The sequence below is a fragment of the Acinetobacter legionensis genome, assembly GCF_057165765.1.
The window spans coordinates 3,602,196-3,627,630 of record NZ_CM169896.1; the positions used below are offsets into that span (position 1 = coordinate 3,602,196).

The window sequence follows — 25,435 nt, forward strand, 5'->3', positions numbered from 1 at the left end:
TAATCATTTGGAGATAGAACAATGACTGACATCGTAATTGTTAATGGTGCCCGTACAGCTATGGGTGGTTTTCAAGGAAGTCTGACCAGTTTGACTGCACCTGACTTAGGTGCTGCGACAATTAAAGAAGCCATTGCCCGTGCTGGATTACAACCAAACGATGTACAAGAAGTCATTATGGGGTGTGTATTACCTGCTGGTTTAAAACAAGGTCCTGCACGTCAAGCGATGCGCAAAGCTGGCTTACCTGATACAACGGGTGCTGTAACCATTAACAAACTGTGTGGTTCAGGGATGAAAGCAGTCATGCAAGCTGCGGATTCGATCAAAGCAGGTTCGGCAGACGTCATTGTTGCTGGCGGAATGGAATCTATGACCAATGCACCGTATCTTCTTCCTAAAGCCCGCAGCGGATATCGCATGGGACATGGTGAAGTAAAAGACCATATGTTCTTTGATGGTTTAGAAGATGCTGAAACGGGTCGCCTAATGGGTTCATTTGCACAAGATATGGCAAATACAAAAGGCTATACACGTCAACAAATGGATGATTTTGCGATTCGTTCTTTACAGCGTGCACAAAAAGCTATTACTGAAGGTTGGTTTAAAGATGAAATCGTTTCTGTGACGGTTTCAAGCCGTAAAGGCGATGTTGTTATTGATCAAGATGAACAACCATTTAATGCCAATATCGAAAAAATTCCTACCTTACGTCCTGCATTTGCCAAAGATGGAACTATCACGGCTGCGAATGCCAGCTCAATTTCAGATGGCGCATCTGCACTTGTATTAACTTCTGCGGATCATGCTGCTGCAAAAGGGCTCCAACCATTAGCAAAAATTGTTGCATATGCTTCAAACTCACAGCATCCATCTGAGTTTACCATTGCTCCTGTAGGTGCAATCCAAAAGGTCCTGAATAAAACCGGTTGGGATGTTCAAGATGTTGATTTATGGGAAATCAATGAAGCATTTGCGATGGTCACTATGTGCCCAATCGATGAATTTAAACTGGACGCTGAAAAAGTCAACATTCACGGTGGTGCATGTGCCCTAGGTCATCCTGTTGGTTCTACAGGTTCGCGCATTATTTTGACCTTAATTCATGCTTTAAAACGTACTGGCGGTAAAAAAGGGATTGCGGCCCTTTGTATTGGTGGTGGTGAAGCGACTGCTCTAGCAATTGAAATTCTTTAAGTATCTCAATACTTAAACTTAAAAAGAGGCATTTACTATATAGTAAATGCCTCTTTTATTTTGCTTTCAACTGAACAACCTAAATTATCACCCAATCCATAATTAATGATTTAAATTTTTCTGATCAGGAATCGGGGCAATATAAGCAATAATCAGCATCACAAAACCCGCCCCCAAGAAAGAAACCACTCGAGTTAATGTTCCAATATGTGATAAATCAAAAAGCACCAATTTTAAGGTGACAATCACCAAAATACTCCCCCCTAAAATCCATAAAGGACGTAAAAACTTACGACTGGCAAAGCTCATTGCGATAAAAGCTAAGCTCACCCAAAGCAAGGTTAAGCTCAGTTGTGTAGTGGCATCTTGCCATAGACTAAGTTGATTATAAGGAGTAGCAAAATAAACATGTAAAGCTCTTAAAATGATATAGCTACTCAGCCACAACAAACTTAGAACACACAGAACAGCAAGTATCCCATGGTCTATTCCCTGCTTTATACCTTGCTTAAATTGAAGATACAGCATCCAGAAAAAACCAATTAACATGGCGATACTAACCAAATCAAATGGATTTAAGATTGGTAATAAATATCCTTGAAATGCTTGCTGTGAAAATAGCTGAGAACAAATCATCCAAATCAGCATCAGTAATAAACTACTTCGCGTCTGCCAGAACATCGTCCATTCTGATTTTTTCTGAAAGAAACACCATCCACAAAACACTAAAGGTAAAATGACTACGCTGATATAAGGCATCGTTGCAATCAAGCTAAGACTGCTTAGACTTAAACTAACTAAAACACCTAAACTCAGCCATTCACTTTCAAACTGTATCCCTTTTGCAGGTCTTAACCATACTGCCGCTAGCACTAAACCTGAAACTACGATCCCCCATCGTTCAATATCACTAGTCCATAGCAACATGCCATCTTTACTAATATCCAATAATAAAATGAGTGTAAATACATAGACAGGAATTACCCCAATCCATTTTGGAATCAACCATGTTGATCTGGCCTTTAGCCATAACATCAATTCATTCATCAACAGATAAGCGACAACCACAATCAATACAGTGTATATATATCGATTTTCTCCCTCTAGGTGATCAAGCAATAATGCAAGAATCATCGTGGTTGCAGAAATCATCAGCAGGCTTAAAAACAAGGTCGTTACTGAACTGATCTGTTTGCGAAAATCATCACGACTATTTGCCAATAACACCACAGCGATATAGCTTAAACTTAAGCACCAATACATCGTGGTTGGAAAATCAGGCAATTCAAATAAGTAATAAAGGCTTGAACAACCTGCAACAATCAACAAGGCTATCGCCATATAACGACTGATCACTGATTGTCGATATAAAGCAAAGCCAAAAATACATAAGCCTTCAACAGCCCAACCCACCACGCTCCACTGACCATGCAGAAGAATCGGTGGAATTAAAGCAATAAAGATCAATGCCAAACTAAAATAACTTTGAGAAATCAGTTGAATAGATTGATTACGTTTAGAAAGTTGGTAAATTCCTGCAAACACCACAGCAAAACCAAGGCTAAATCCAGCAAGGATAAGCTCTTGGTGAAAATACATTAAATATATAAATAAATAGCCAATTATCGGTGCCCCAAAAATCAACGCAACATCTAAACTGGGTTTAAGTTTAAATTGCTCCAGGTCCTGTTTGGCGATCAATTGACTGAATCGAAAACCAAGCCAAATGAATACGGAGAGATGTGCAAAAATGAGTATTGTGAGTAACTGTTTTTCTTGAATATATCCATAATAGAAAGCATAACCACCACCAATGATGACTGTCACTAAAAATCCGATCTGATTTAAATATTTCCAAGGTCTTAAGGTACTAAGTACAGCAATTGCAATGTTAATCACTAAATAATAAGCTATCAGTTCTGCTACCGTTGCATTTCGCACAGGCAACGTAAATGGCGCAATATATGCGATAAGGACTGCCATCAATGCCAATTCCACGCTTTGCTGCTTTAAGCTTAAACTCAGTGTCAATGCCATAATTACAGCAAAACATAAACTTGCCAGATAAAGACTCGGAAGCAACTGATTGTAATAGGCAAAGAATAAGGTTAAAAATAATCCAGCAAGCCCCAACCCCTCTATTGCTAAGGCAAAACTACGATTTTTATTTTGTAGCAACACTCCCAATGTGGTGATTGCTCCACTGGACAAAGCAACGATTGAAAGTTTGACTGCTAAACTTAATTGCCAATGCTCTGTCGCAAAACGTAGCAATAACACAATGCCAATCACCAAAACCAAGATCGCAACTTTTAAAACAGGATTTCCTTGAAAAATCCATTGGCGAATTTGTCCCATTAAGTTCAGGGAAGAGTCTTTATTCATCGCTATACTTTGTTTAATCGATAGCGGATGGTTTAAATCTGGGGATGTATGTTCTGAAAAGTTCAAATGTTGAATTTGTAATTGTACTTGAGTTAAATAACGCTCTAAACGGCGTAACCAGCGTAAGAAAAAGAAAATCCAAGCTGTGAGACCTAAACCAACCATCCAGCTCAAATGCAGTGTTAGCCCTACAACAGCAACAATCGAAGAAATATACAAAGGCACTTTTGAGGTGCTTTGTAATGGAAATAATGTCTGCTGTGCAATCTCTTGCAATGGATCTTGAATCGCATCAACATACTGCATCACACTCATGACAAATGCTAAACCACTGATGTATGTCAATATTCGTGCATCCAAAAACCATGCACTGACTGCAATAATGATCAACATCATTAACCAAATGATACGAATTTCACTCTGCCCTTTGAGCATATTTCATCTTTCTCGATCCTGAGTAACTCGATAATACAACAGCCTTGCTTGATGATTATGTGAATTCATCAGATATTCAGTAACACAAGGATGACTGTTGCATCTTCGCAAGCGTAAAAAATCACGTACAATAAAGCGGTTATTTGAATTAGGAAAATATCAATGCCACCATTTGTATTGGTCGATGGGTCATACTTTTTATTTCGTGCTTTTCATGCACTCCCACCTTTAACCACATCAACTGGATTACAGACCAATGCGATTCGTGGGGCAATTTCTGCAATTCAAAAACTGATGCGTCGTGTGCAACCAACACATATGGCGGTTATTTTTGACACACCTGAACCCACCTTTCGTCATGTGCTGTCACCGATATATAAAGGTGACCGTCCAAGCATGCCAGAAGAATTGTCACAACAAATTCCTTATTTGCATGCCTTGATCCGTGCTTTAGGTATTCCATTACATACGCTTCCTGGTGCTGAAGCTGATGACATTATTGGAACCTTGGCAAAACGTGCTGAAAAAGCTGGTCATCAAGTTTTGATTTCTACGGGTGATAAAGACATGGCCCAGTTGGTCACTGATAAGGTTACCCTTGAAGACAGTTTTAAAGACAAACCGATGGATGTCGATGGTGTAATCGAAAAATTTGGCGTCCGCCCAGATCAAATTATTGATTATTTAACCTTAATGGGTGATGCCTCTGATGGTATTCGTGGCGTACCGGGTGTAGGTGCAAAAACTGCCGCTAAACTGTTAAATGAGTATGGTACGATTGCTGGTATTTTGGAAAATGTTGATAATATCAAAGGTAAAGTTGGACAAAGTTTAAAAGACAATGTTGAAGGAATTACGCTTGATCATCAATTAGCAAGTATTGTTATCGATCTCGATTTAAGTTTGACCTATGATGATTTAAAGCTGTGTGAACCTGATGTTGAAGCATTGCGTAGTTTGTATACTGAACTTGAATTCCGTAATCAATTACAATCGCTTGATCATCCCAATAATCCAAATAGCCCCGCCTATAAACAAACAACTCAAAGTATTAGCAAAACCGAACAACCTGTTGAAAGTGAAATTACAGATCAAGCCACAAGTTCAAGTGTTGATGACCGTCTTGGTGAAGCCACTTATCATACTATTTTAAGTCAAGAAGCATGGGATAAGCTCTTCCAACGCTTAAGCACAGAAAAACGTTTTGCAATTGACACTGAAACCACAAGCTTAGATTATCGTATCGCTGAAATGGTTGGTTTTTCAGTAGCTTTTGATGCCAATGATGCTTATTACATCCCCTTAGCACATGATTATGAAGGTGCTCCTGAGCAACTCAATCGCGATGCGATTATTCAGCAAATCAAACCGATTCTTGAAGATCCAAGTATTGAAAAAATTGGACATCATTTAAAATATGATGCGCATATTTTTGAAAATCACGGTATTCATTTACAAGGTTGGTATTTTGACACCATGCTGGCCTCTTATGTATTGAATGCAGTGACAACACGCCATGGTATGGATGATGTTGCGCGCGTTTATCTGAGCCATTTGACCACAACTTTTGAACAAGTTGCAGGTAAAGGTGCAAAACAAAAGACCTTTAATCAAATCGAGATTGAAACCGCTGGACATTATGCAGCAGAAGATGCACATGTCACATACCGCCTATATGAAGTTCTGGAACGTAAGCTGAAAGAAATTCCTGAACTGATCAATATTTTACATCACATTGAAATGCCTGTAGCCAGTGTTTTGGCAACCATGGAAGAAAATGGGATAGAACTTGATCTAAGCTTCTTGGATCAGCTCAGTGTAGACTTTGCCAATACCATTCAAAATCTTGAAAATCAAATTATCGAAATTGCAGGCGAATCTTTTAATGTCGGTTCACCCAAACAAGTCGGTGAAGTTTTATTTGAAAAATTAGGCTTAAAAGGTGGCAAAAAAACCGCAACGGGACAATACAGTACCTCTGAAGCAGTTTTAGAAAAAATCGATCATCCAATTACTGAACTAATCATTGAGTATCGTGGTTTAACTAAGCTTAGAAGTACCTATACCGAAGCCTTAGTGAAACAAGCCAATCCCGATACCCACCGCGTCCATACCAGTTACCATCAAGCATTAACAGCAACAGGACGCTTGTCATCAACCGATCCAAACCTACAGAACATTCCGATACGTGAGGAAATTGGTCGTCAGATTCGTAAAGCCTTTATCGCACCTCAAGGTCGTGTACTTTTGGCAGCCGATTATTCACAAATTGAATTACGTTTAATGGCGCATTTCTCACAAGATGATGCTTTAGTTGATGCTTTTCAAAATGGGCAAGATGTACACCGTCGTACAGCATCTGAGGTCTTGGGTGTCGCGCTAGAAAATGTGACCTCTGATCAACGCCGCCAAGCGAAAGCTGTTAACTTTGGTTTATTGTACGGTATGTCTGAGTTTGGTTTGATTCGTCAACTGGGCTTTACTCGTGAAGAATCGCAAAACTATATTAAGCAATACTTCCACCGTTATCCGGGTATCTATGAGTATATGCAACGTACCCGCCAAGTCGCACTGGAACAAGGTTTTGTAGAAACCATTACAGGTCGTCGCTTATATACACCAGATATTGATGCTCGAAATATGATGGTGCGTAAAGGTGCGGAACGTGCTGCGATTAATGCCCCACTCCAAGGCTCTGCTGCTGAAATTATTAAAATGGCGATGATTGAAGTCAATAAAATCTTACCTCAAAATCAGGCGAAACTTTTACTTCAAGTACACGATGAATTGGTGTTTGAAGTTGATGAGGCTATTGCAGATAAATTGGCTGCACAGATTAAAGATGTGATGCAAAAGGTCGTTACCTTATCGGTACCTTTAGTTGTTGAAGTCGGTCAAGGCAAGAATTGGGGTGAAGCACATTAAGCCTTTAGACTATTCCCTAACTTTCTAGAAAAAGTTAGGGAGAGATCATCTTTTGTTGAAAACATACTCAATATTATATTTTTAATACTCACAAAAAAAGGACTCTATTGAGTCCTTTTGCTATTTAAACTGGTAAGTTAAAGGCCTGTTAACAACGCAATCGCAGCATAATCCATAACTTTTTCAGCAATGATCAATGCCAAAATCGCTAGAATTGGAGAAAGATCAATCATTCCCATATTTGGCATGATACGGCGGAACGGCGCCAATAATGGCTCGGCAAGCTCTTGAATCACTTCAATATAAGGTGATCTCGACTGGGTAAACATCACCACCCAACTAAGAATAATGGTCGCAAAAATTAAATAGCGACAAAAACGAATCAGGTCTTGGATCATGGTTACAAAAGTTAGAATGATCAAATGTACAGGACTATTAGGTATTGCACCTTGCAAGTACATCATTCCAAAAATCTTAAGCAGATATAACACCACCAGCAAAACTAATGCAGCTGTATTTACTCGCCCTTTGGCTAAAGGCGGAAAAATTCGACCAAACATATCCACAATTTTTGTCGCTTTGACTGTCGACATCACCACTGGATTGTATGGACTCACCATGGCCAATTGCATTAAAAAACGAAAGAATACGAGCAAAATCGCTACGTTAATAATAATGCCAAAAATTTGCGCAGAATTTGCACCCATACTGGAACGTTCCTAAAAATCAATAATTATTTAATGCTGTCACTTAATTCTTGAGCCAGTTCCTGACTACGCTTCTGCGCAGCAGCTAAAGCTGTCTGAATATTTTGAGAAATTTGAGCACGATCAAATACTTCTAAAGCAGCTTGTGTAGTACCGTTTGGAGAAGTCACATTTTTACGCAATTCCGATGGCGCATTTGAGCTGGTAATTGCCATTTGTGCTGCACCAAGTGCTGTCTGTAAAGTTAAAGCGGTCGCAACCTTTTCATCTAAACCCATATTTTTTCCAGCGCGAATCATGCTTTCCATCATATAGAAGAAATATGCAGGGCCTGAACCAGAAACAGCAGTCACAGCATCAATTTGCGCTTCAGAAGTCACCCAGATCGTTAAACCTGTCGAAGCAAGTACTTGTGTTGCCAATTCGCGGTCTTTAGCACTGACCTCTTCTTGAGCAAAAATACCATGTGCACCAGTTTGAACCAAAGCAGGTGTATTCGGCATAACACGAACAATACGCTCACTACCCGTTAAGTCTGAAATTGTTTGAATTTCAGCACCTGCAACAATTGAGATCAATAATTTATCTTCGAGTAAACCTTTTAATGGTTTAAGCACTCCACCCAAAACTTGAGGTTTTACAGCAAAAACAACGATATCGGCGTTTTTAATTGCTGCGATATTATCGTCAGTCACATGCACATCTTTTTCTTGTAGCAATTGTCGAATATTTTCAAAGGGGTCAGAAACTGTAATACGTGTTGCAGGTAATCCACGACTCAACAAGCCACCGATTAGGGCTTGTGCCATATTCCCACCACCAATAAAAGTAATATTACAATTTAACGCTGCACTCATGAATCACGCTCGACCTTAGTTTTTTAACTCAGAGATTAAATTTGGTTGCCATCCACCCACTTCACAATATTCAGATTGCGCCAACCAAAAACCATTTGGTGTAAACACACCAAGCATAACATTATCTACACTTAATATTTGAATTGTATGACGCATCCACGGAAAAATATGTGCTTCTTGAATAGCTTTTTTCAAAGGCCAAGCACCTACTCTGCCATAAAGATGAATTTTTTCACCACCTAAACGCGGCTTTAATGTTAGCTTATGATTGAACAGTGCAAAAGCCAGGCCCATTTTAGAGCTTTCGATCTGAAACACACCAGATGTGAATTGTAGTTGTTGATGAAGCTGAAATTGAACTTCCTGTTCTTGAGGCAATTGTTTAGATTTTGACGCTAAATATTGGTTTTGCTCAATTCGGTAAAGCTGATTTTGATAGCGTAAATAATAAAAATGATTCCAATGTAAAGCGGCTTGCGCATCTGTCTTAGATTCAATTACCTCATCTTGTAGCCTTTGCACCATGTCCAAAGCTGGGCGATATGTCCCTTCACCTTTCATCCACATTGAGAGAAGTTGCCGCTGTCTAGCAGGGGAAAGTGATGCCAATTTGGCTAAATCCAATTGTGTAGGATGACCACAGAACTTTAAATCCTGCTGTACTACCTCATTGAGAATTTCATCAGCATCTTGCATTAAATAGCTAGTACGTGCCAATGCTTGCTGCATTTTAGGATAACGACTTTGCAAAATATGCCAAAGTTCATGTCTACACCATGCACGGTCATAATGTATATCTAAATTGGAAGGATCATCCACATAATCGATTTTCAGTTGCTCAACCCATTGGCAAATCTGCTCACGGGAAGTATCAAGTAAAGGCCGCCAGATCAGCAATTGATCGCGCTGATCGATGGATTGCATTGCTGATAGACCTGTAACCCCCGCACCTGACAACAAGCGTAACATTAACGTTTCGGCCTGATCTTGCTGATGGTGAGCAAGAACCAATACCTCATTTTTATCTATATGCTGAAAATAAGCCTGATAACGCACTTCACGTGCTTGATTCTCAAGATTGCCTTGAGCGACTTGAACTGGCTGAAGAATATAAGGAATATTAAGCGCTGTACATTGTTGAGCAACAAAATCAGCCCACTCATCACTGACCTTTTGCAGTTGATGGTTGACATAAATTGCACGAATTCGCTCAGGAAAAAGCTGTGCCATCAGATGTAGCAATAGCATGGAATCCATACCACCGCTACATCCGATTAAGAAACGGGTATCTTCAGGAAATTGAGAATACTGTTTTAAGAAGCAAGACCTAAATTGTTGCTGCCAAACTTCATTAAACGTTGATAACGTGCTTCGCATCGTTCTTCCGCAGTCATTGGCTGTAATTCATCAAGCGCTTGTTTTAACACATCCTTAAGTTTTTCCATAACCTCAAAAGGATGCAAATGAGCGCCATCACCTTCATCAACCACATATTCAACAATGCCAATTTCTTTCAGTTTATTGGCAGTTAATGCAAGTGCTTCACTGGCTTGTTCAGCTTTATCCGCAGTTTTCCATAGAATCGATGCACAACCCTCAGGAGAAATCACAGAATAGATACTATGCGAAAGCATAATGACGCGATCAGCAACACCAATCCCCAAAGCACCACCAGAACCGCCTTCACCCAAAACTGTCGCAATCACCGGCACTTTAAGGCTTGAAAGTTGCGCCAAACTTGTTGCAATTGCTTCCGCTTGACCACGCTCTTCAGCACCAATACCAGGATATGCCCCCATCGTATCGATAAATGTAAATACAGGAAGGTTAAAGCGTTCCGCCATATCAAGTAAGCGTTGAGACTTTCTGTACCCTTCAGGATTACACATCCCAAAGTTATGCTGTAATTTTTCACGCGTACTACGACCACGGTGTTGACCCACAACCATCACTGGTAGACCGTTAAAACGGGCCAAACCACCCACCATTGCACCATCATCACCATATAGACGATCACCATGCAAGGTATCAAATTCAGTAAAGATTTCGCCTACGTAATCCAAAAATTGCGGACGCTCAGGGTGACGTGCAATTTGAACCGTTTTCCAAGCTTGAGATTGAGCAGCTTTATTTTTCATAAGTCGAGTATTATCCCTAATTCACCGATGGATTACGCATCGGAAGTTTAGGTTTAAGTGATATGAAATGATTGATCATTCCATCATCACAAAACCTTTAAGTTAATCGATAAACTGTTCCGACTGAATATTCAATTCAATGTCCCAATGCTTAAATTGCACTTGCTCATCATGCAAATCTGCAACCAGCAATGGCCATTGTTTGGCATCACCAGAAACGCTGAGTTGCCATTGTTGCTCATTCTCTACCGCCAATTCAATGGCAGGAAGCATCTCATCGCTACGACTATGATTCAGTAAAACAGCAAGACGGAGTAACAAACACAAGTACACAAGCTTGTTGCCGCCCACTTTTAGCACTTCTAATTTGGCATCTACTCGCAATTTACGACGATGATGAGCGACCAAATGTGACAAATGGTTTTGATCAATTTGTGAAAAACCAGGAATGTCTGAATGTTGTAATAAGTAAGCACTGTGTTTTTGATAACCACTATGGCTAATGGCTAAGCCCATCTCATGCAAATAAGCAGCTCGACGCAAAAGATCACTATCATCACTGTTTAAATTTAATGTACTGGCCACGGCATTAAACAAATGTTGTGCTGTTTCTACGACGCGCTCAGCTTGTTTTGCATCTGCACCATAGCGTCCCATCATTGCCTGTACACTACGATCCCGAATATCTTCATGTTGGAAACGGCCTAATAAGTCATACATTACACCTTCACGTAATGCCCCATCAGAATATACCAGCTTATCAATATTCAAGACTTCAAAAACAGCATAAAGGATCGCTAAACCCGCAGGTAATACAGCTCGACGGTCTTCTTTTAAGCCTTCAAACTCCATATCTGAAATATTTTTAAATTTCAGCAATTTATCTTTTAACTTTTCTAAACCTTCTCGAGTAAGATTTTCTTGCTCATCACTCCAGCCCATATTGACAGCAATTTGACGACACGCTTTGATGGTTCCACTAGAACCGACCACAGTATCCCAACCCGCAGCTTTATAGGTATTTGCAATCGAAGACAATTCTTTTCGTGCAGCAACCACAGCTTTATCAAAAGCCTTGCTATTAATATCGCCCTCGGCAAAATAGGCTTTAGTAAAAGCAACACAGCCCATTTGTAAAGATTCGGTATGAATCGGCTCAAACTCTTCACCAATAATCAATTCAGTAGATCCACCACCAATATCGATCACCAGACGACGACCACTATTGGCCATAGTATGCGAGACACCCAAGTAAATAAGTCGGGCTTCTTCTCGTCCCGCAATAATTTCGATGGGTTTTGGCAGGATCTCAGCTGCTTTTTGAATAAATTCATGCCCATTTTTAGCTTGACGTAGAGCATTTGTCGCTACAATTCTGAGGCGAGTGGGCTGTACTGAACTTAAACGTCCAACAAAACGCGCTAAGCAAGCCAAGCCTCGTTGCTGTGCAGCTTCAGTTAAGTTTTTATTTTCATCTAATCCAGCCGCAAGCTGAACCTTTTCTGACATAGAAGCAACTTTCTTAACTTCACCATGATCCACACGAGCAATTGCCAAATGGAAACTATTTGACCCCATATCAATCGCGGCAAGTAATTCTTCATCAATCAAAAAATCAGACATTATTTATACAAACTCATACTGAATTGTTGCTTAGATTAATTCACATACACGCTTTTTAAAAGCCATTTATTTAGACAATTTGATGAGTCATTATTTTTTCAGCATATATGACAATTATGTGACAGTTTCACTGATTTTCTAAAGATCCGATTGTAAATATCGTGAGCATCAATTGGACAAACTCACAAATTAGAATGAAAATTTAAGCATCCCCCTACATTGTTAAAGATGACTATGTAATACTTATATCCATAGATAGATTCATCTTTAAAATATTTTGGAGCAAAATCCATGTCTGGCAATATCGTAAATACCACTGATGACAACTTTGATGCAGATGTACTTCAATCTGATATCCCTGTAATCGTAGATTTCTGGGCTGGCTGGTGTGCACCGTGTAAAGCGATTGCACCAGTTCTTGAAGTACTTTCAACTGAATTTGAAGGTAAAGTTAAAATCGTTAAAGTTGATGTGACTGCATGTGAAGCAACTGCTGTCAACTATAACATTCGTAACATTCCAGCGTTATTGATGTTCAAAAATGGTGAAGTTGTTGCTCAACAGATTGGTGCAGTGCCAAAATCTAAATTAACTGCATTCATTGAAGAAAATATTTAATTTGCTGAATTTATACATTATTTGTATAAATCTAGGAAAATGAGAAATACGCTTGATTTTCTAGCGTATTTTTTTTCGACTATAATTTGACAAACTTGTTGATCTAACTTATATTCCATGCTCAAGGAACATTAGGATTCTCTTCCTGTTTCTTAAAGGACAACACATAAGATCGCCGTTCGGCAACAGAAATTGTTTTACATATTTCTCCTCGAAAGAACTACATAGATTCTGAGTTTGTTTTTGTGTCTATACAACTTCAACTCACCTATTACACTGCTGGCGACTTTTGCTTCTTTTCTCTTTATCTGTGTTCCACACATCCTTATTCAATCTGACCATTTATGAATTTAACTGAACTCAAGAAAAAACCGATCGGCGAACTCATTAAAATTGCTGAGTTTATGGGCCTTGAAGGAATGGCTCGTAATCGTAAGCAAGACATCATTTTTGCCATCCTCAAACGCCATGCAATGAATGGCGAAGAAATTTTTGGTGATGGTGTTCTTGAAATTTTGTCTGATGGTTTCGGCTTTTTACGTTCCGCTGCAGGTTCTTATCTTGCAGGTCCGGATGATATCTATGTTAGTCCTTCACAAATTCGTCGTTTCAATCTACGAACGGGTGATACGATTACAGGTACGATTCGCCCACCTAAAGAAGGTGAACGCTACTTTGCATTATTAAAAGTTAATCAAATTAACTATGACACTCCTGAAAACTCACGCAATAAAATTTTATTTGAAAACCTCACACCACTTTTCCCAACTGAGCAATTGGTTATGGAATTAGGTAATGGTTCTTCTGAAGATTTGACAGCGCGTGTAGTGGACTTAGTTGCACCCATTGGTAAAGGTCAACGTTCAATTATCGTAGCACCGCCAAAAGCGGGTAAAACAATGTTATTACAGAACATTGCTCAATCTATTGTGCGTAATAATCCTGAATGCTTCCTGATTGTACTTTTGATCGACGAACGTCCTGAAGAAGTGACCGAAATGGAACGTACTGTGCGTGGTGAAGTTGTTGCATCAACATTTGATGAATCTCCAGCTCGCCATGTACAAGTTGCTGAAATGGTGATTGAAAAAGCCAAACGTCTGGTAGAGCACAAAAAAGATGTTGTAATCTTACTTGACTCAATTACACGTTTAGCACGTGCTTATAACACGGTTGTTCCTTCATCTGGCAAGGTACTTACGGGCGGTGTTGATGCACATGCCTTAGAACGTCCTAAACGTTTCTTTGGTGCTGCACGTAATATCGAAGAAGGCGGTTCTCTCACCATTATTTCTACTGCCTTGATTGAAACAGGCAGTAAAATGGATGAAGTGATCTACGAAGAATTCAAAGGTACAGGTAACCAAGAAATCATTCTTGATCGCCGTATTGCTGAAAAACGCGTCTTCCCAGCAATGAATATCAAAAAATCGGGTACTCGTCGTGAAGAGCGTCTCATGAACGAAGAAAATCTGCGTAAAGTATGGATTCTTCGTAAACTTCTTCATCCTATGGATGAATTAGTGGCGATGGAATTCTTATTAGATCGAATGAAAGAAACCAAAACAAATGATGATTTCTTTGATCAAATGAAACGTAAAGCTGCAAACTAATTCGATAAGTATTTAAAAAGGCTACTTTAATAGTAGCCTTTTTATTTGGTTGACATTATTTACATAAATATACAATCACCGAGCTTCAACGTTACAGAACATTGCAAATATTTAAATATATAAATTGTTGACCAATATTTTTTATATTTATTAATAGCTTATTTATCAACAAACCAATCTAAAAGTGCATCTTGATTGTAAAATACTGTTAAAAAAACATCACTTTTTCATCAATTTGGTCAGTTTTTTTAAGATTAACAGTAGCAATTCAAAATGCGCAGTGATAGCATATTCGCATACCAGTTAGACTGCTCATGCAAAAAGCAAAAAACAGGCTAACTTGGGTTTTTTGTCTCAATTAAATTTATGAGAGTGATGCCATGTTATTCAAAAAAATCGCTATTGCTGCTGCAGTTGCTACTACTTTAGCTTTCGTTGGTTGTGCTAAAAAAACTGAAGAAGCTGCTGCTGACGCAAATGCTGCTGCTTCTCAAGCTGTAGAAGCTGCTTCTGAAGCTACTGCTGCTGTTGACGCTGCTGCTGCATCTGCTACTGATGCTGCTGCTGACGCTACTGCTGCTGCATCTGATGCTACTGCTGCTGCTGCAGACGCTTCTGCTGCTGCTTCAGCTGCTCAATAATAATCGCTTAGATTGTTATCAAGAAAAGAGAACCTTTTAGGTTCTCTTTTTTTTGCTATATTTTTTGTTAAAATTGGATTAATCATAAACAAGCCATATCACCTTCAAGTTAAACCTCTTTAGACCGTACTAACACGAATCCCTTAGAACTATATTTTACTTTTATTATCATCCTTTAAAATAACAGATCTAATCGGATAATCTTAGCCAACACTATAATATTTTTACTTATTTGTGTTTTTACAAAGACGCTTAGAGTTTTCTCAGATTAAAGTTATTAGCCATAAGAGCTTTGCTTATCAACAATTGCAACACATTCCCCCGCCTTGTTTTAACTAAAACTTCGTCTACGTAAAAATCCAGTTGATCATTTAATATTATGATAAAACGATATCAATCCTTGTCACAATCATTCCAACAAAGCTAGTTTATACAACTCTAGCGGCATTTATTTTTGCAATAAAAAAACCCCAAGCATATTGCTCAGGGTTTTTATCTTACAAAACTTTTTAGATTACAGAGCTTTCATCTTACGACATAAAGAGCACCAATTAATCTTCTTGTTCTGTTCCCACACGTTGTCTAAATTTTTGACCTGCACGGAATGTTACAACACGGCGTGCTGAGATTGGAATTTCTTCTCCAGTTTTAGGATTTCGACCTGGACGTTGACGTTTGTCACGTAGCTCAAAATTTCCGAAACCTGAAAGTTTAACTTGTTCACCTGCAATTAATGCTTGGCTAATCTCGTCAAAGAACAACTCGACCATTTGTTTTGCTTCACGACGGTTTAAACTCGTAAGCTCACTTAAATGATCAGCCATTTCTGCTTTTGTTAATGCTGTCATGAGGCCCTCAATGTCGCTTGATAAGTGTCTTCTAACACTTGAATAATATGATCCATACCGGATTTAATCTCAGCATCTTCGAGTGTACGTGATGGATGTTGCCATAACAATGCAAATGCCAATGAGCGTTTACCTTGTTCAACACCGTGCCCTGTATACACATCAAATAACCAAGTAGAGTCTAAAAGCTCTCCACCCGTTTTTTCGATAAGTTGCTGAATTTCACTAACATTAATCTTATCACTAATTACAAGCGCAATATCACGTCTAACCGATGGAAATCGTGATAATTCTGTAAAATTAGATACATAAGTTTGCAAAACAGCCGATTGGTCGAGCTCTGCGATCCAAGTTGTGCTCAAATCCAGTGCATTTTCCAAAGATGGATGTAGGCGACCTAAATAACCTACTGACTTACCATCCACGAGAATTTCCGCAGACTGACCTGGATGTAACCATTCACGATCAGAACGAACATATTCAACTTGAACACGTCCAGCTGCTAAAATTTCTTCGACCTCGCCTTTGAGATCAAAGAAATCCATAACTTGAGCTTTTCCATGCCAAGATTCAATTTGTTTTGATCCTACGGCAATCATAGCCAAAGTTGGAATCTGTTTCAAATCTTCTATACTTTTCGCGTTTTGATAATCAAAACGTAGCCCTAGCTCAAAGAAACGTACACGACTTTGTTGACGATTGATATTGTACTGAACACACGGAATTAAGCTTGAAAGAAGAGTTGAACGCATTACCGCCAAGTCACTTGAAATCGGATTTGCAAGCGCCAATGGATTTACTTGTGAATTCAATTGTTTTTCAAGTTTTAAATCTGCAAAACTAAAACTAATCGCCTCTTGATAACCGAGTGTTACTAACGTTTGACGTAATTGAGTCAGTTCAAATTGATCCTGATGTTGAGCAAGTTTTACATCAATCACTGGCAGACTAATTTGAATATTGTCATAACCATGTATACGCGCAACTTCTTCAATTAAATCTTGATAAATTGCCATATCGTAACGGTGTGATGGGGGAACAACAATCCATTCACCTTCAGCTTTTACAGTCACATCACAACCTAAACGTTGCAGTGCATCTGTAATAAATACAGTAGGAACTTGATAACCCAGCAATTGATCGACTTGCGCTTGATTCAATTCAATTGCTTCACGTTTAGGCAATAATTCAGTTTTTTCAGATACGGTAATTGGACCGAAATCACCACCTGCAAGGGCTTGAATCAATTGTGAAGCGCGTTGCATTGCAATCATAGGCAATTCAAAATCCACACCACGTTCATAGCGTTGTGACGCATCTGTATGCAAACCATAACGGCGTGCACGACCTGCGATATGTAATGGTGCAAAGAATGCAGACTCAAGGAAAATCTCAGTGGTTTCATCTGTAACAGATGAAGACAAACCCCCCATGATGCCTGCGATCGCCAATGCTTTTACATCATCTGCAATCACCATAACATCTTCGGTCAATTCAATTTCTTGTTCATTTAACAAAACAAGCTTTTCATTTGCACTTGCCTGACGCACATGCACTGAACCTTGAACCTCATCACCATCAAACGCATGCAACGGTTGACCAAGTTCCATAAGTACATAGTTGGTAATATCAACAAGAATACTGTGTTGACGAATACCTGAACGTGCTAAAGCTTGCTCCATCCACTCTGGCGTAGGTGCTTTGGTATTTACATTTTTAATTACACGGCCTAAGTAACGAGGACAACCATCCGTTGTCACAACAACTTGCTTCTGGTCAGCAAGCGTAGCAGCAACGTCTTGAATCTCAGGTGCGGTTACAGGTAATTGGTTAATTACACCAATTTCACGTGCTACCCCACGAATACTAAAGCAATCACCACGGTTTGGCGTGATGCTGATATCGATAACATGATCATCAAGATTTAAATATTCTCGAATATTTGTGCCTACAGGTGCATCAGCAGGAAGTTCTAACAGTCCATCAATTTTATCTTCAAGGTCAATTTCTGAAGCGCCACAGAGCATTCCTTGTGATTCAACACCACGAAGTTTGCCTTTTTTAATTTTAAAATCACCTGGGAGTACTGCACCAATGGTTGCAACTGGTGCTTTCATACCAACACGTACATTTGGTGCACCGCATACGATTTGCAAAGGTTCGCCCGAGCCAATATTCACCGTGGTGACACGTAAACGATCTGCATCAGGATGCTGTACAACAGTTAAAACCTCACCAATCACCACACCTGTAAATGGTTTAGCTGCGGGAACTAGTTCATCAACCTCGAGTCCCAACATGGTCAGTTGATCAGACAAAGTATCGCTATCAATTGCAGGGTTGACCCATGTGCGAAGCCAATTTTCGCTAATTTTCATTTCTAAAACCTATATTCAATATCTATGAATTCCTCTCTGACTCTTTTTTAAAAAGAATCAGAACCCTTCGTCTCGTTATCTTGGACATCCCCTCTCCTCATTAGGAGAGGTCAGGGAGAGGTATAAATTTGTTAAGCAAATTGGCGTAAAAAACGCACATCATTTTGGTAAAACATACGCAAATCATTGATGCCATAACGCAACATTGCGAAACGCTCTACACCAAGACCAAATGCAAAGCCTTTGTATTTTTCAGGATCAATACCCGCAGCTTGTAGAACATTTGGATGCACCATACCGCAACCCAAAATCTCTAACCAACGGCCACGCTCATCCATAATATCCACCTCAGCACTTGGCTCTGTGAATGGGAAATAAGACGGACGGAAGCGTACTTTTAAATCTTTCTCAAAAAATTCATTTAGCAGATTAATCAACAAACCTTTTAATTCTGCGAAGCTGGTATTTTCAGCAACGTATAAACCTTCGATTTGATGAAACATTGGAGAATGGGTTTGATCTGAGTCACAGCGATAGACACGCCCTGGACAAACGATACGAATCGGTGGTTGCGAGTTTTCCATTGTGCGTACTTGTACACCTGAGGTATGGGTACGTAGCAAATGGTTTGCATCAAAGTAAAACGTATCATGCATCGCACGTGCAGGATGATGTCCTGGAATATTCAATGCTTCAAAATTGTGATAATCATCTTCAACTTCTGGCCCTGTCGCAACAGTAAAACCCGCTTTGGTAAAGAATTGACAAATACGTTCTTGAACCTGAGTAACAGGATGAATACTTCCTACAGCTTGCCCACGTCCAGGCAAAGTAATATCGATTGTTTCACTTGCTAGCTTTAATTCTAATTCAACTTTCTGTAATTCAGTTTGGCGTTCAATCAACGCTGTACTGATCGCTTCACGTACTGCATGAATTGCAGCACCCTGAACTTTACGCTCTTCAGGGTCCATTTTACCAAGTGCCTTAGATTGTTCCGCAAGCTGGCTTTTTTTCCCTGTAAATTGCACTCGTACTTGGTCGAGTGTAGTCAGGTCTTGAGCTGCTGCAATCGCAGCGAGCGCTTCAGTGGTCAGGGCTTCCAGTGACATAGTAACTCTCAAAGCAATATTTTAGAAAAATAATATAACTCTATATTCTAACAGTTTTTATGCAGTCGAATGAAGTTTCCGCTTTACAAAAAATACGATTAGTCACAACTTATTCTAAATAATTTGTATATTTCCCTGTTTGATTCCTGTTGAAATGCTAGAACTTTGATTTATAAAAAGTATAAAATGGATTTAATGTCGCTGAGATCTATAAAAAATGGCACTCGATCAAATCTGGAAACGTCAACTTACACTCGTCACTTATGGCAATGAGTATCTCACTCAAGGGATTAGTTTTTCTCGTTGGGTCAATCATGCCATTTTTAATCAGCATGCTTTTGGCTTCCGTGATTTAACCAACCAGCACCTATTGGCACAGCATTTTCAGATTTGGCTTGAAGGGCTGAAGAAACAAGGCGTGTATCGACTCAGTCTACATAGCTCTAGTATTTTAAATGATGAGCAAAATCCAAATGCCAATGTTGAACTGTTAGCCATCCCCCACTTTATTGTTAGCCATGATCAACAAAAGAAAACCGCATGGATTTTTGGTAAAGAATTGGCTGAATGGTATAGCGCAGACAATGATTACGAAGCACCTGAAACGCAACGTCCCAATTTACGTACCGAGATTTTTTGGCGATATAATCTGAATGCAAAATTAATTAAACGAATTGAACAAGATTTAGTTCAACCCAATTGGGATGATATTCAAGTTTATACAGACAGTGAATTGTTCGATACCCAATATGCCAAAGGTTTTCCAGAACCTGTAAATAAAGATTTACCTTATTATGGATTAGATGAAACGCTATATACCACCGAGGATACAAGTCTTAAACTTGCGCTGTTACCCACTGACTATCAAGCTGATTACGCACACGAAACCTTCTGTCGTATCGATGCATTAGAATGTTTTATTTCTGCAAAATTAAAGCATCCCTATGATGAAAATGAGCAAATCATTAGTCCTGAAGAGCAAATGAATTTGCGCCATTTCCTCCAAAAAGTTGAAGATTTAAAATCAAAATTTATTGTTAAAGTTGCAAATCATTATAAATCTGCACGCTTAACGCCAAAACAAATTGCTTCGCCTTTTGACATGCATGACAATATCAAAATCGAGCAGCGTCAGGCTTTTAGCAACAAGACAAATCCTGAGCATAAACCAGGTAAAACAGGTGTTTTTGCATTAATTATTGTGACCATTTTAATCTGCCTTGCAGCTTATTATTTTGGACTATAATGTCTTATCTATTTGATAAAATGAATCTTAAAAAGAAAGCAACATTAAAGTTGCTTTCTCACTTCCATTAAGGCGAAACCCAAAAGATTTAAACCTTGCCATGCGTTTGGATTTGTCGCATTAACATGATCTGCTGCAAGTCCAATCCCCCAAATTTGATCTACAGGCGAGGCTTCAACAATGATCTGATCTGAGGTACTCAGTAGAAACGCTTTAAGATCATTGTCTTGAGAAAACTTAGCCAAATTACCTTGAACCACAATTTCATAACGATGAGCAATCCAAATCTCATCTTGATAATTTTTGACCAAACGACCTAATGCTTTTATTTTCTTAGGATCGTCTGTTTGTAAAATTTTCTGAAAAATATTCTCGTCATTAAATAGTTTGGCTTTCTGCGCCATCATATACTGTTCTGTACTTTGATAATTGACACCTTCAATTTCAAATTTTGCAGGAAACCATTGACTTAAACAGCTCTTGTCTATTTTTCCAGAAGTCTTTTGACTATGCCCCCAAAAACACAAATAACTATACTTTTGCCCGTTCTTTACTTGTTCTTGTAAAGTTGTTAAAAATTGAGAATCACTCATTTTATTGTCCTATGATTAATATCCCACTGATACGATACTTCTGTTATGCCATCACCATAATCAGAAAGAATCTCCTCTCCAAGTACATTTCCCCCTAATTTCTCATAGAAATGACGGCTTGGATTTTTATTGATCACGCCCAAGCGAATAAATTGATAATGCTTAGCTTGAGCATATTGATAAAAGCGCTCAAACATCTCACGACCAACACCTTGTTTTTGAATTTTCTTTAATAAATAAAAAGCATTAATTTCTGCGATATTATGCGTTGTATTAAAATAACCACTTAGAAAACCAACAATTTGGCCATCTTGCTCATATACCAGTACATGGTGATCTTGATGCGAAAAAATCTGTTGCCAAAGCTGTACTCGCTTTTCGATATCTGCGCGATCTATAATTTCTTGCTTAATCATACCAGTATAGGTTTCATTCCAGCTTTGCAAATGTACTTCAGCAATCTGCTGAGCATCACCTATAACAGCTAATCGAATCATATCATCCTCATTTAATTGGGACTTATCTCGAAACCAAACTTTATACCCTTCAAAAAATTAGGTAAAAAACTTTTTTATATTGTTTAATCTTACATGTTTGTATCTGTCGCGCGATGTCATGGATATCAGCAACGGGGAAATTACTGCACATACCCCACCCAATCCAAGATGTTTATCACTTTGTATGCTAAGTAAAAACACAGCTTTCTGTAGAGCAACTTAAGATATCAGCTACACAAATATATTCAATCAATAAAGGAATATCTAACCAAATTACGGTATCGATATCTTGCCATTTGATATGCGTGGTTCACGTATAATTACCATCGATGACAAAGCCAGATTTAGCTTGATCTAATTTGGTCTGAATTTTCTGAAAAAATATAGTATCGGTAGACTCTTGCCAATCATCCAACCAAAATAAATCATCCATTTCAATGTAGATGAGTTTTAATTTTTGAGCCAATTTTATTGAAAATGTTGTTTTTCCTGACGCAGAAGTCCCCACGACATTGATGCGTTTCATAGATTTAAGAACTCTCTAGAAATAAAAAGTAGCCAAACAAGCTACTTTAAATCACGCAACAACCCACTCATGATTCAATCATTTTAGATGATGTATATCAAAATAAGGGGCGTATGGTGAGTATCACTTTATGTTCATTTGCATGTTGATTGATATAATGCTCCACTGCTGTGACTTCACCTTTAACTTCAGCATCTGCACCATACATCACTTTTAAAACTTCCCCAACTCTGGGTAATAATTGCAACTCAACTTCAATTGCACCTTGTTGTAAACCTTCAATCTCAACACGCATATCTGCTCCATCATTTTCTATTGTTCATTGTTCTACTCTATGCGAGCTATTTCTAAAACAATAATGCTTTCACGTTGATATTGTGTAATGTGTATGCAAAGTTATTTGATTGTTTAAATCATTCACAAGGCCTGCTCAATCATCATAATCCAAATTATCCTCATCAATATTGATAAAATTTGCTGGTGGTGTAATTTCAAACCTGATGGCTTTAATCGTAAGATGATTGAGTAATTTTGCTTTTGCCACACGATGCATACCATCCATCACCTTGCCATCAGCAGATAGAATAATTGGATAACTTAAATCTGCCTGCTGTATCAATTGAAAATGTTCAATCATTTGCTGTGTTGTTGGATGTGTATCTGGAAACCAATACGCTTCATTGAGTTCTTGTATATTAGACAATAGAACTTCATCGATTGGGATGTCTCGGCTTAGTTCAACTAGATGATGTACATCCCAAATATAAGTGTCTTCACCAACTTGGCGAAAATGATATTGTTTACGCATAAGACTAGATTCACAATTTGGTCAATTCAATGCCATAACAAAATAGTTAGAGCATTCATAATGACAGATTTTACTTCAACAGAAATTTCAATGATTAGTGCTGTATTTCAACAATCAAACTCAAAGGAAACTCAGCTCTAAAAGTTCCTACAATAGTCTGAAAACAAACTTTTAGGTATAAAAAAGACCGCTATAAAAGCGGTCTTTTTTTAATCATCAAAGATGATTAAGCAGCTAATGCACCTTTAGCTTTTTCAGCTAAAGCAGCAAATGCAACTGAGTCATGCATAGCGATGTCAGCAAGTACGCGACGGTCGATGATCACTTGAGCTTTTTTCAAGCCATCGATCATACGGCTGTACGACAAACCATTTTGACGAGCACCAGCATTGATACGCGCAATCCATAAAGCACGGAATTGACGTTTCTTTTGACGACGGTCACGGTAAGCGTATTGACCTGCTTTAATTACTGCTTGGAACGCTACACGATAAACACGTGAACGCGCGCCATAGTAACCTTTAGCACGAGCAAGAATTTTTTTATGACGGCGATGAGCCTGTACACCACGTTTTACACGAGCCATTTATAATCTCCTTAGATGTATGGGCACATACGACGAACTGAATTCATGTCACTTACGTGAACCATGACACAACCGCGCAATTGACGAATACGTTTAGCAGATTTTTTGGTCAAAATGTGGCGTTTGAACGCTTGTTTACGCTTGAAACCGTTAGCAGTCGCTTTGAAACGCTTAGCTGCACCACGGCGAGTTTTTAACTTAGCCATAACAACCTCTTTAAACACCTGTTCGGTACGTTCGCACCATTGCGACAACGACCTGCAGGTAAGGGAGGCAGTATTCTAAATCATCTCTGTACAAAACAAAAGCAAAACATCCAACAATTTCACATTTCTCCAATGTAATTTTCGATATAAATTTCACCTAGTTTTATAAGAAAAATCAGGATTAAATCTTTATAATCATCACATCATGATAAAACTGGACAGTTATGACCCCTGCACAGGATGCTTTTGCTGCGCTTCGCTATCGAGATTTCTCAATTGTTACCATCAATCAATTTTGTTTAACCCTCGCAATTTTAATTCAAGAAATTATTGTTGCCTATTCACTCTATCAAATTACCAAAGACCCGCTCACCTTGGGTCTGATTGGGCTAGCAGAAGCAATCCCTTTTATTGCACTGTCGCTTTGGGGTGGTTATTTTGCAGACAAGTTGAATAAACAAACCATTATGAAAGTTTGCTTATTCTTCTCCTTCCCTTTGCCATTGGTGCTTTGGTGGTTATTTCACAGTTATGATCATGGGCAAATTGGTGTGACTACTCTATCTTGGGGGATTTATGCGGTTATTTTTGGATTGGGGACCATCCGGGGGTTCTATAATCCATCAGCAACCTCATTAAAACCGTTTTTAATTCCTCGTGAACTGTATGCAAATGGAGCGACATGGACCACGATTGGATGGCAAAGTGGCGTCATTATTGGCCCAATGCTGGGTGGTTTTATGCTGGCAGGAATCGGTCGTGAAAACAGCTTACTCTCGGTAGCGGTACTTTTATTTATTTGCTTCTGTCTGATTAACTTGTTAAAGAAGCGTACTTTTCCAACCATGGAACAAGACAATCTTTGGGACAGTTTAAGTGAAGGCTTTCGCTTTATTTGGAAAACTAAAATTGTACTGTGGGCCATATCATTAGATTTGGTTTCAGTCTTGTTTGGTGGTGTGATTGCCCTGCTTCCTATTTTTGCAGAAGATATTCTTAAAGTAGGACCTGAAGGTTTAGGTTATTTACGTGCAGCCCCTTCTATTGGCGCGTTAATAACCATGATCGCTTTAACCAAATTTCCACCCACACATCATGCTTGGCGAAATATGCTGATTGCCGTTGCAGGTTTTGGGGTGTTTACCATTATTTTTGCATTCTCAAGCAACGTATGGCTTTCTTTATTTGCTTTGGCTATGACAGGTGCTTGTGACAGTATCTCAGTGGTTGTACGCCAAACCATTTTACAAGTTTACCCTCCTGAAAATATGCGTGGCCGTGTCGCCGCAGTGAATGGGATGTTTGTTTCATCGAGTAATGAATTGGGTGCATTTGAATCTGGGCTGGCTGCAAAATATTTAGGAACAATCACTGCCACAGTATTTGGTGGATGTATGACCTTGGCCGTCGTCGCAATAAGTTGGGTAAAAACCTCTGATTTATTTAAAGTAGACATTACCAAAGGCCAAGAGTAATGTGTTTGGCTGAATAAAAAA

The 25,435-nt window shown here is 38.9% G+C and carries 22 protein-coding genes and 1 pseudogene; 7 read left to right on the plus strand and 16 right to left on the minus strand.

The window, feature by feature from the left end:
- Window positions 1-21: 21 nt before the first annotated feature.
- Complete coding sequence (locus AC2G3J_RS16355; protein WP_419359111.1) at window positions 22-1,197, plus strand: thiolase family protein; 1,176 nt, start codon at window positions 22-24, stop codon at window positions 1,195-1,197.
- Window positions 1,198-1,299: 102 nt separating this feature from the next.
- Here AC2G3J_RS16355 and AC2G3J_RS16360 read toward each other — a convergent pair whose 3' ends face one another.
- Complete coding sequence (locus tag AC2G3J_RS16360; RefSeq protein ID WP_483770290.1) at window positions 1,300-4,017, minus strand: DUF2339 domain-containing protein; 2,718 nt, start codon at window positions 4,015-4,017, stop codon at window positions 1,300-1,302.
- 162 nt (window positions 4,018-4,179) lie between these two features.
- On the opposite strand from AC2G3J_RS16360, the gene polA reads away from it, so the two are divergent.
- Window positions 4,180-6,942 (plus strand): DNA polymerase I, encoded by a 2,763-nt coding sequence (polA, locus tag AC2G3J_RS16365; RefSeq protein ID WP_336953362.1) that lies wholly within the window; start codon window positions 4,180-4,182, stop codon window positions 6,940-6,942.
- A 137-nt stretch (window positions 6,943-7,079) separates the two neighbouring features.
- Here the strand turns inward: polA and AC2G3J_RS16370 are convergent, their stop codons facing one another.
- From AC2G3J_RS16370 to ppx, 5 genes are all read right to left on the minus strand, one after another.
- Window positions 7,080-7,649, minus strand: a complete 570-nt coding sequence (locus AC2G3J_RS16370; RefSeq protein ID WP_004723028.1) for a YggT family protein — start codon at window positions 7,647-7,649, stop codon at window positions 7,080-7,082.
- Window positions 7,650-7,675: 26 nt separating this feature from the next.
- Window positions 7,676-8,506 carry a pyrroline-5-carboxylate reductase gene (proC, locus tag AC2G3J_RS16375; protein ID WP_419328066.1) on the minus strand — a complete coding sequence of 277 codons (831 nt, stop codon included), beginning with the start codon at window positions 8,504-8,506 and terminating at the stop codon, window positions 7,676-7,678.
- 15 nt (window positions 8,507-8,521) lie between these two features.
- On the minus strand, window positions 8,522-9,883 hold the full coding sequence (gene tilS, locus AC2G3J_RS16380) for a tRNA lysidine(34) synthetase TilS (protein ID WP_419359106.1): 1,362 nt from the start codon (window positions 9,881-9,883) through the stop codon (window positions 8,522-8,524).
- The gene (locus tag AC2G3J_RS16385; RefSeq protein ID WP_336953365.1) at window positions 9,820-10,644 is read right to left on the minus strand and encodes an acetyl-CoA carboxylase carboxyltransferase subunit alpha; all 825 of its coding nucleotides are present in this window, start codon (window positions 10,642-10,644) and stop codon (window positions 9,820-9,822) included. The genes tilS and AC2G3J_RS16385 overlap by 64 nt, the downstream gene beginning before the upstream one ends.
- Before the next feature lie 102 nt (window positions 10,645-10,746).
- Window positions 10,747-12,267 carry an exopolyphosphatase gene (ppx, locus tag AC2G3J_RS16390; RefSeq protein ID WP_483770291.1) on the minus strand — a complete coding sequence of 507 codons (1,521 nt, stop codon included), beginning with the start codon at window positions 12,265-12,267 and terminating at the stop codon, window positions 10,747-10,749.
- 291 nt (window positions 12,268-12,558) lie between these two features.
- Here ppx and trxA point away from each other — a divergent pair, with 291 nt between their 5' ends.
- The 3 genes from trxA to AC2G3J_RS16405 all read left to right on the plus strand — a co-directional run bounded on the left by trxA (window position 12,559) and on the right by AC2G3J_RS16405 (window position 15,139).
- Window positions 12,559-12,885 carry a thioredoxin gene (trxA, locus tag AC2G3J_RS16395; RefSeq protein ID WP_004723035.1) on the plus strand — a complete coding sequence of 109 codons (327 nt, stop codon included), beginning with the start codon at window positions 12,559-12,561 and terminating at the stop codon, window positions 12,883-12,885.
- A gap of 344 nt (window positions 12,886-13,229) precedes the next feature.
- Entirely contained in the window at window positions 13,230-14,498 is a 1,269-nt protein-coding gene (gene rho, locus AC2G3J_RS16400) for a transcription termination factor Rho (protein ID WP_336953367.1), read from the plus strand.
- Between the two features lie 380 nt (window positions 14,499-14,878).
- Window positions 14,879-15,139, plus strand: coding sequence for a hypothetical protein (locus AC2G3J_RS16405; protein ID WP_034609976.1), 261 nt, complete (start codon window positions 14,879-14,881; stop codon window positions 15,137-15,139).
- Window positions 15,140-15,690: 551 nt separating this feature from the next.
- On the opposite strand, the gene AC2G3J_RS16410 is transcribed toward AC2G3J_RS16405, so the two are convergent.
- The 3 genes from AC2G3J_RS16410 to pheS form a co-directional block, all read right to left on the minus strand.
- Complete coding sequence (locus AC2G3J_RS16410; RefSeq protein ID WP_004723042.1) at window positions 15,691-15,987, minus strand: integration host factor subunit alpha; 297 nt, start codon at window positions 15,985-15,987, stop codon at window positions 15,691-15,693.
- Window positions 15,984-18,365: a phenylalanine--tRNA ligase subunit beta gene (gene pheT, locus AC2G3J_RS16415; protein WP_483770292.1), complete on the minus strand. Its 2,382-nt coding sequence runs from the start codon at window positions 18,363-18,365 to the stop codon at window positions 15,984-15,986. Before pheT ends, AC2G3J_RS16410 begins: the two co-directional genes overlap by 4 nt.
- 131 nt (window positions 18,366-18,496) lie before the next feature.
- Window positions 18,497-19,477: a phenylalanine--tRNA ligase subunit alpha gene (pheS, locus tag AC2G3J_RS16420; protein ID WP_483770293.1), complete on the minus strand. Its 981-nt coding sequence runs from the start codon at window positions 19,475-19,477 to the stop codon at window positions 18,497-18,499.
- A 217-nt stretch (window positions 19,478-19,694) separates the two neighbouring features.
- Between pheS and AC2G3J_RS16425 the strand changes: the two genes are divergently transcribed.
- Window positions 19,695-20,723 carry a hypothetical protein gene (locus AC2G3J_RS16425; RefSeq protein ID WP_419328072.1) on the plus strand — a complete coding sequence of 343 codons (1,029 nt, stop codon included), beginning with the start codon at window positions 19,695-19,697 and terminating at the stop codon, window positions 20,721-20,723.
- 44 nt (window positions 20,724-20,767) lie between these two features.
- Here the strand turns inward: AC2G3J_RS16425 and AC2G3J_RS16430 are convergent, their stop codons facing one another.
- The 7 genes and pseudogenes from AC2G3J_RS16430 to rpmI form a co-directional block, all read right to left on the minus strand.
- On the minus strand, window positions 20,768-21,316 hold the full coding sequence (locus AC2G3J_RS16430) for a riboflavin biosynthesis intermediates N-glycosidase (protein WP_419328073.1): 549 nt from the start codon (window positions 21,314-21,316) through the stop codon (window positions 20,768-20,770).
- Complete coding sequence (locus tag AC2G3J_RS16435) at window positions 21,313-21,813, minus strand: GNAT family N-acetyltransferase (protein ID WP_419328074.1); 501 nt, start codon at window positions 21,811-21,813, stop codon at window positions 21,313-21,315. The genes AC2G3J_RS16430 and AC2G3J_RS16435 overlap by 4 nt, the downstream gene beginning before the upstream one ends.
- Before the next feature lie 313 nt (window positions 21,814-22,126).
- Window positions 22,127-22,339, minus strand: a pseudogene (locus tag AC2G3J_RS16440) (P-loop NTPase family protein); the annotation flags it as partial.
- Between the two features lie 97 nt (window positions 22,340-22,436).
- The gene (locus tag AC2G3J_RS16445) at window positions 22,437-22,634 is read right to left on the minus strand and encodes a hypothetical protein (protein ID WP_336953373.1); all 198 of its coding nucleotides are present in this window, start codon (window positions 22,632-22,634) and stop codon (window positions 22,437-22,439) included.
- Window positions 22,635-22,769: 135 nt separating this feature from the next.
- Window positions 22,770-23,147, minus strand: a complete 378-nt coding sequence (locus AC2G3J_RS16450) for a hypothetical protein (RefSeq protein ID WP_336953374.1) — start codon at window positions 23,145-23,147, stop codon at window positions 22,770-22,772.
- Window positions 23,148-23,373: 226 nt separating this feature from the next.
- Window positions 23,374-23,733, minus strand: coding sequence for a 50S ribosomal protein L20 (gene rplT / locus AC2G3J_RS16455; RefSeq protein WP_004723060.1), 360 nt, complete (start codon window positions 23,731-23,733; stop codon window positions 23,374-23,376).
- Between the two features lie 11 nt (window positions 23,734-23,744).
- Window positions 23,745-23,939: a 50S ribosomal protein L35 gene (gene rpmI, locus AC2G3J_RS16460; protein WP_002054552.1), complete on the minus strand. Its 195-nt coding sequence runs from the start codon at window positions 23,937-23,939 to the stop codon at window positions 23,745-23,747.
- Window positions 23,940-24,163: 224 nt separating this feature from the next.
- Here rpmI and AC2G3J_RS16465 point away from each other — a divergent pair, with 224 nt between their 5' ends.
- A complete protein-coding gene (locus AC2G3J_RS16465) occupies window positions 24,164-25,414 on the plus strand; it encodes an MFS transporter (RefSeq protein WP_004819112.1) in 1,251 nt (416 codons plus the stop codon).
- The last annotated feature ends 21 nt before the right edge of the window (window positions 25,415-25,435 follow it).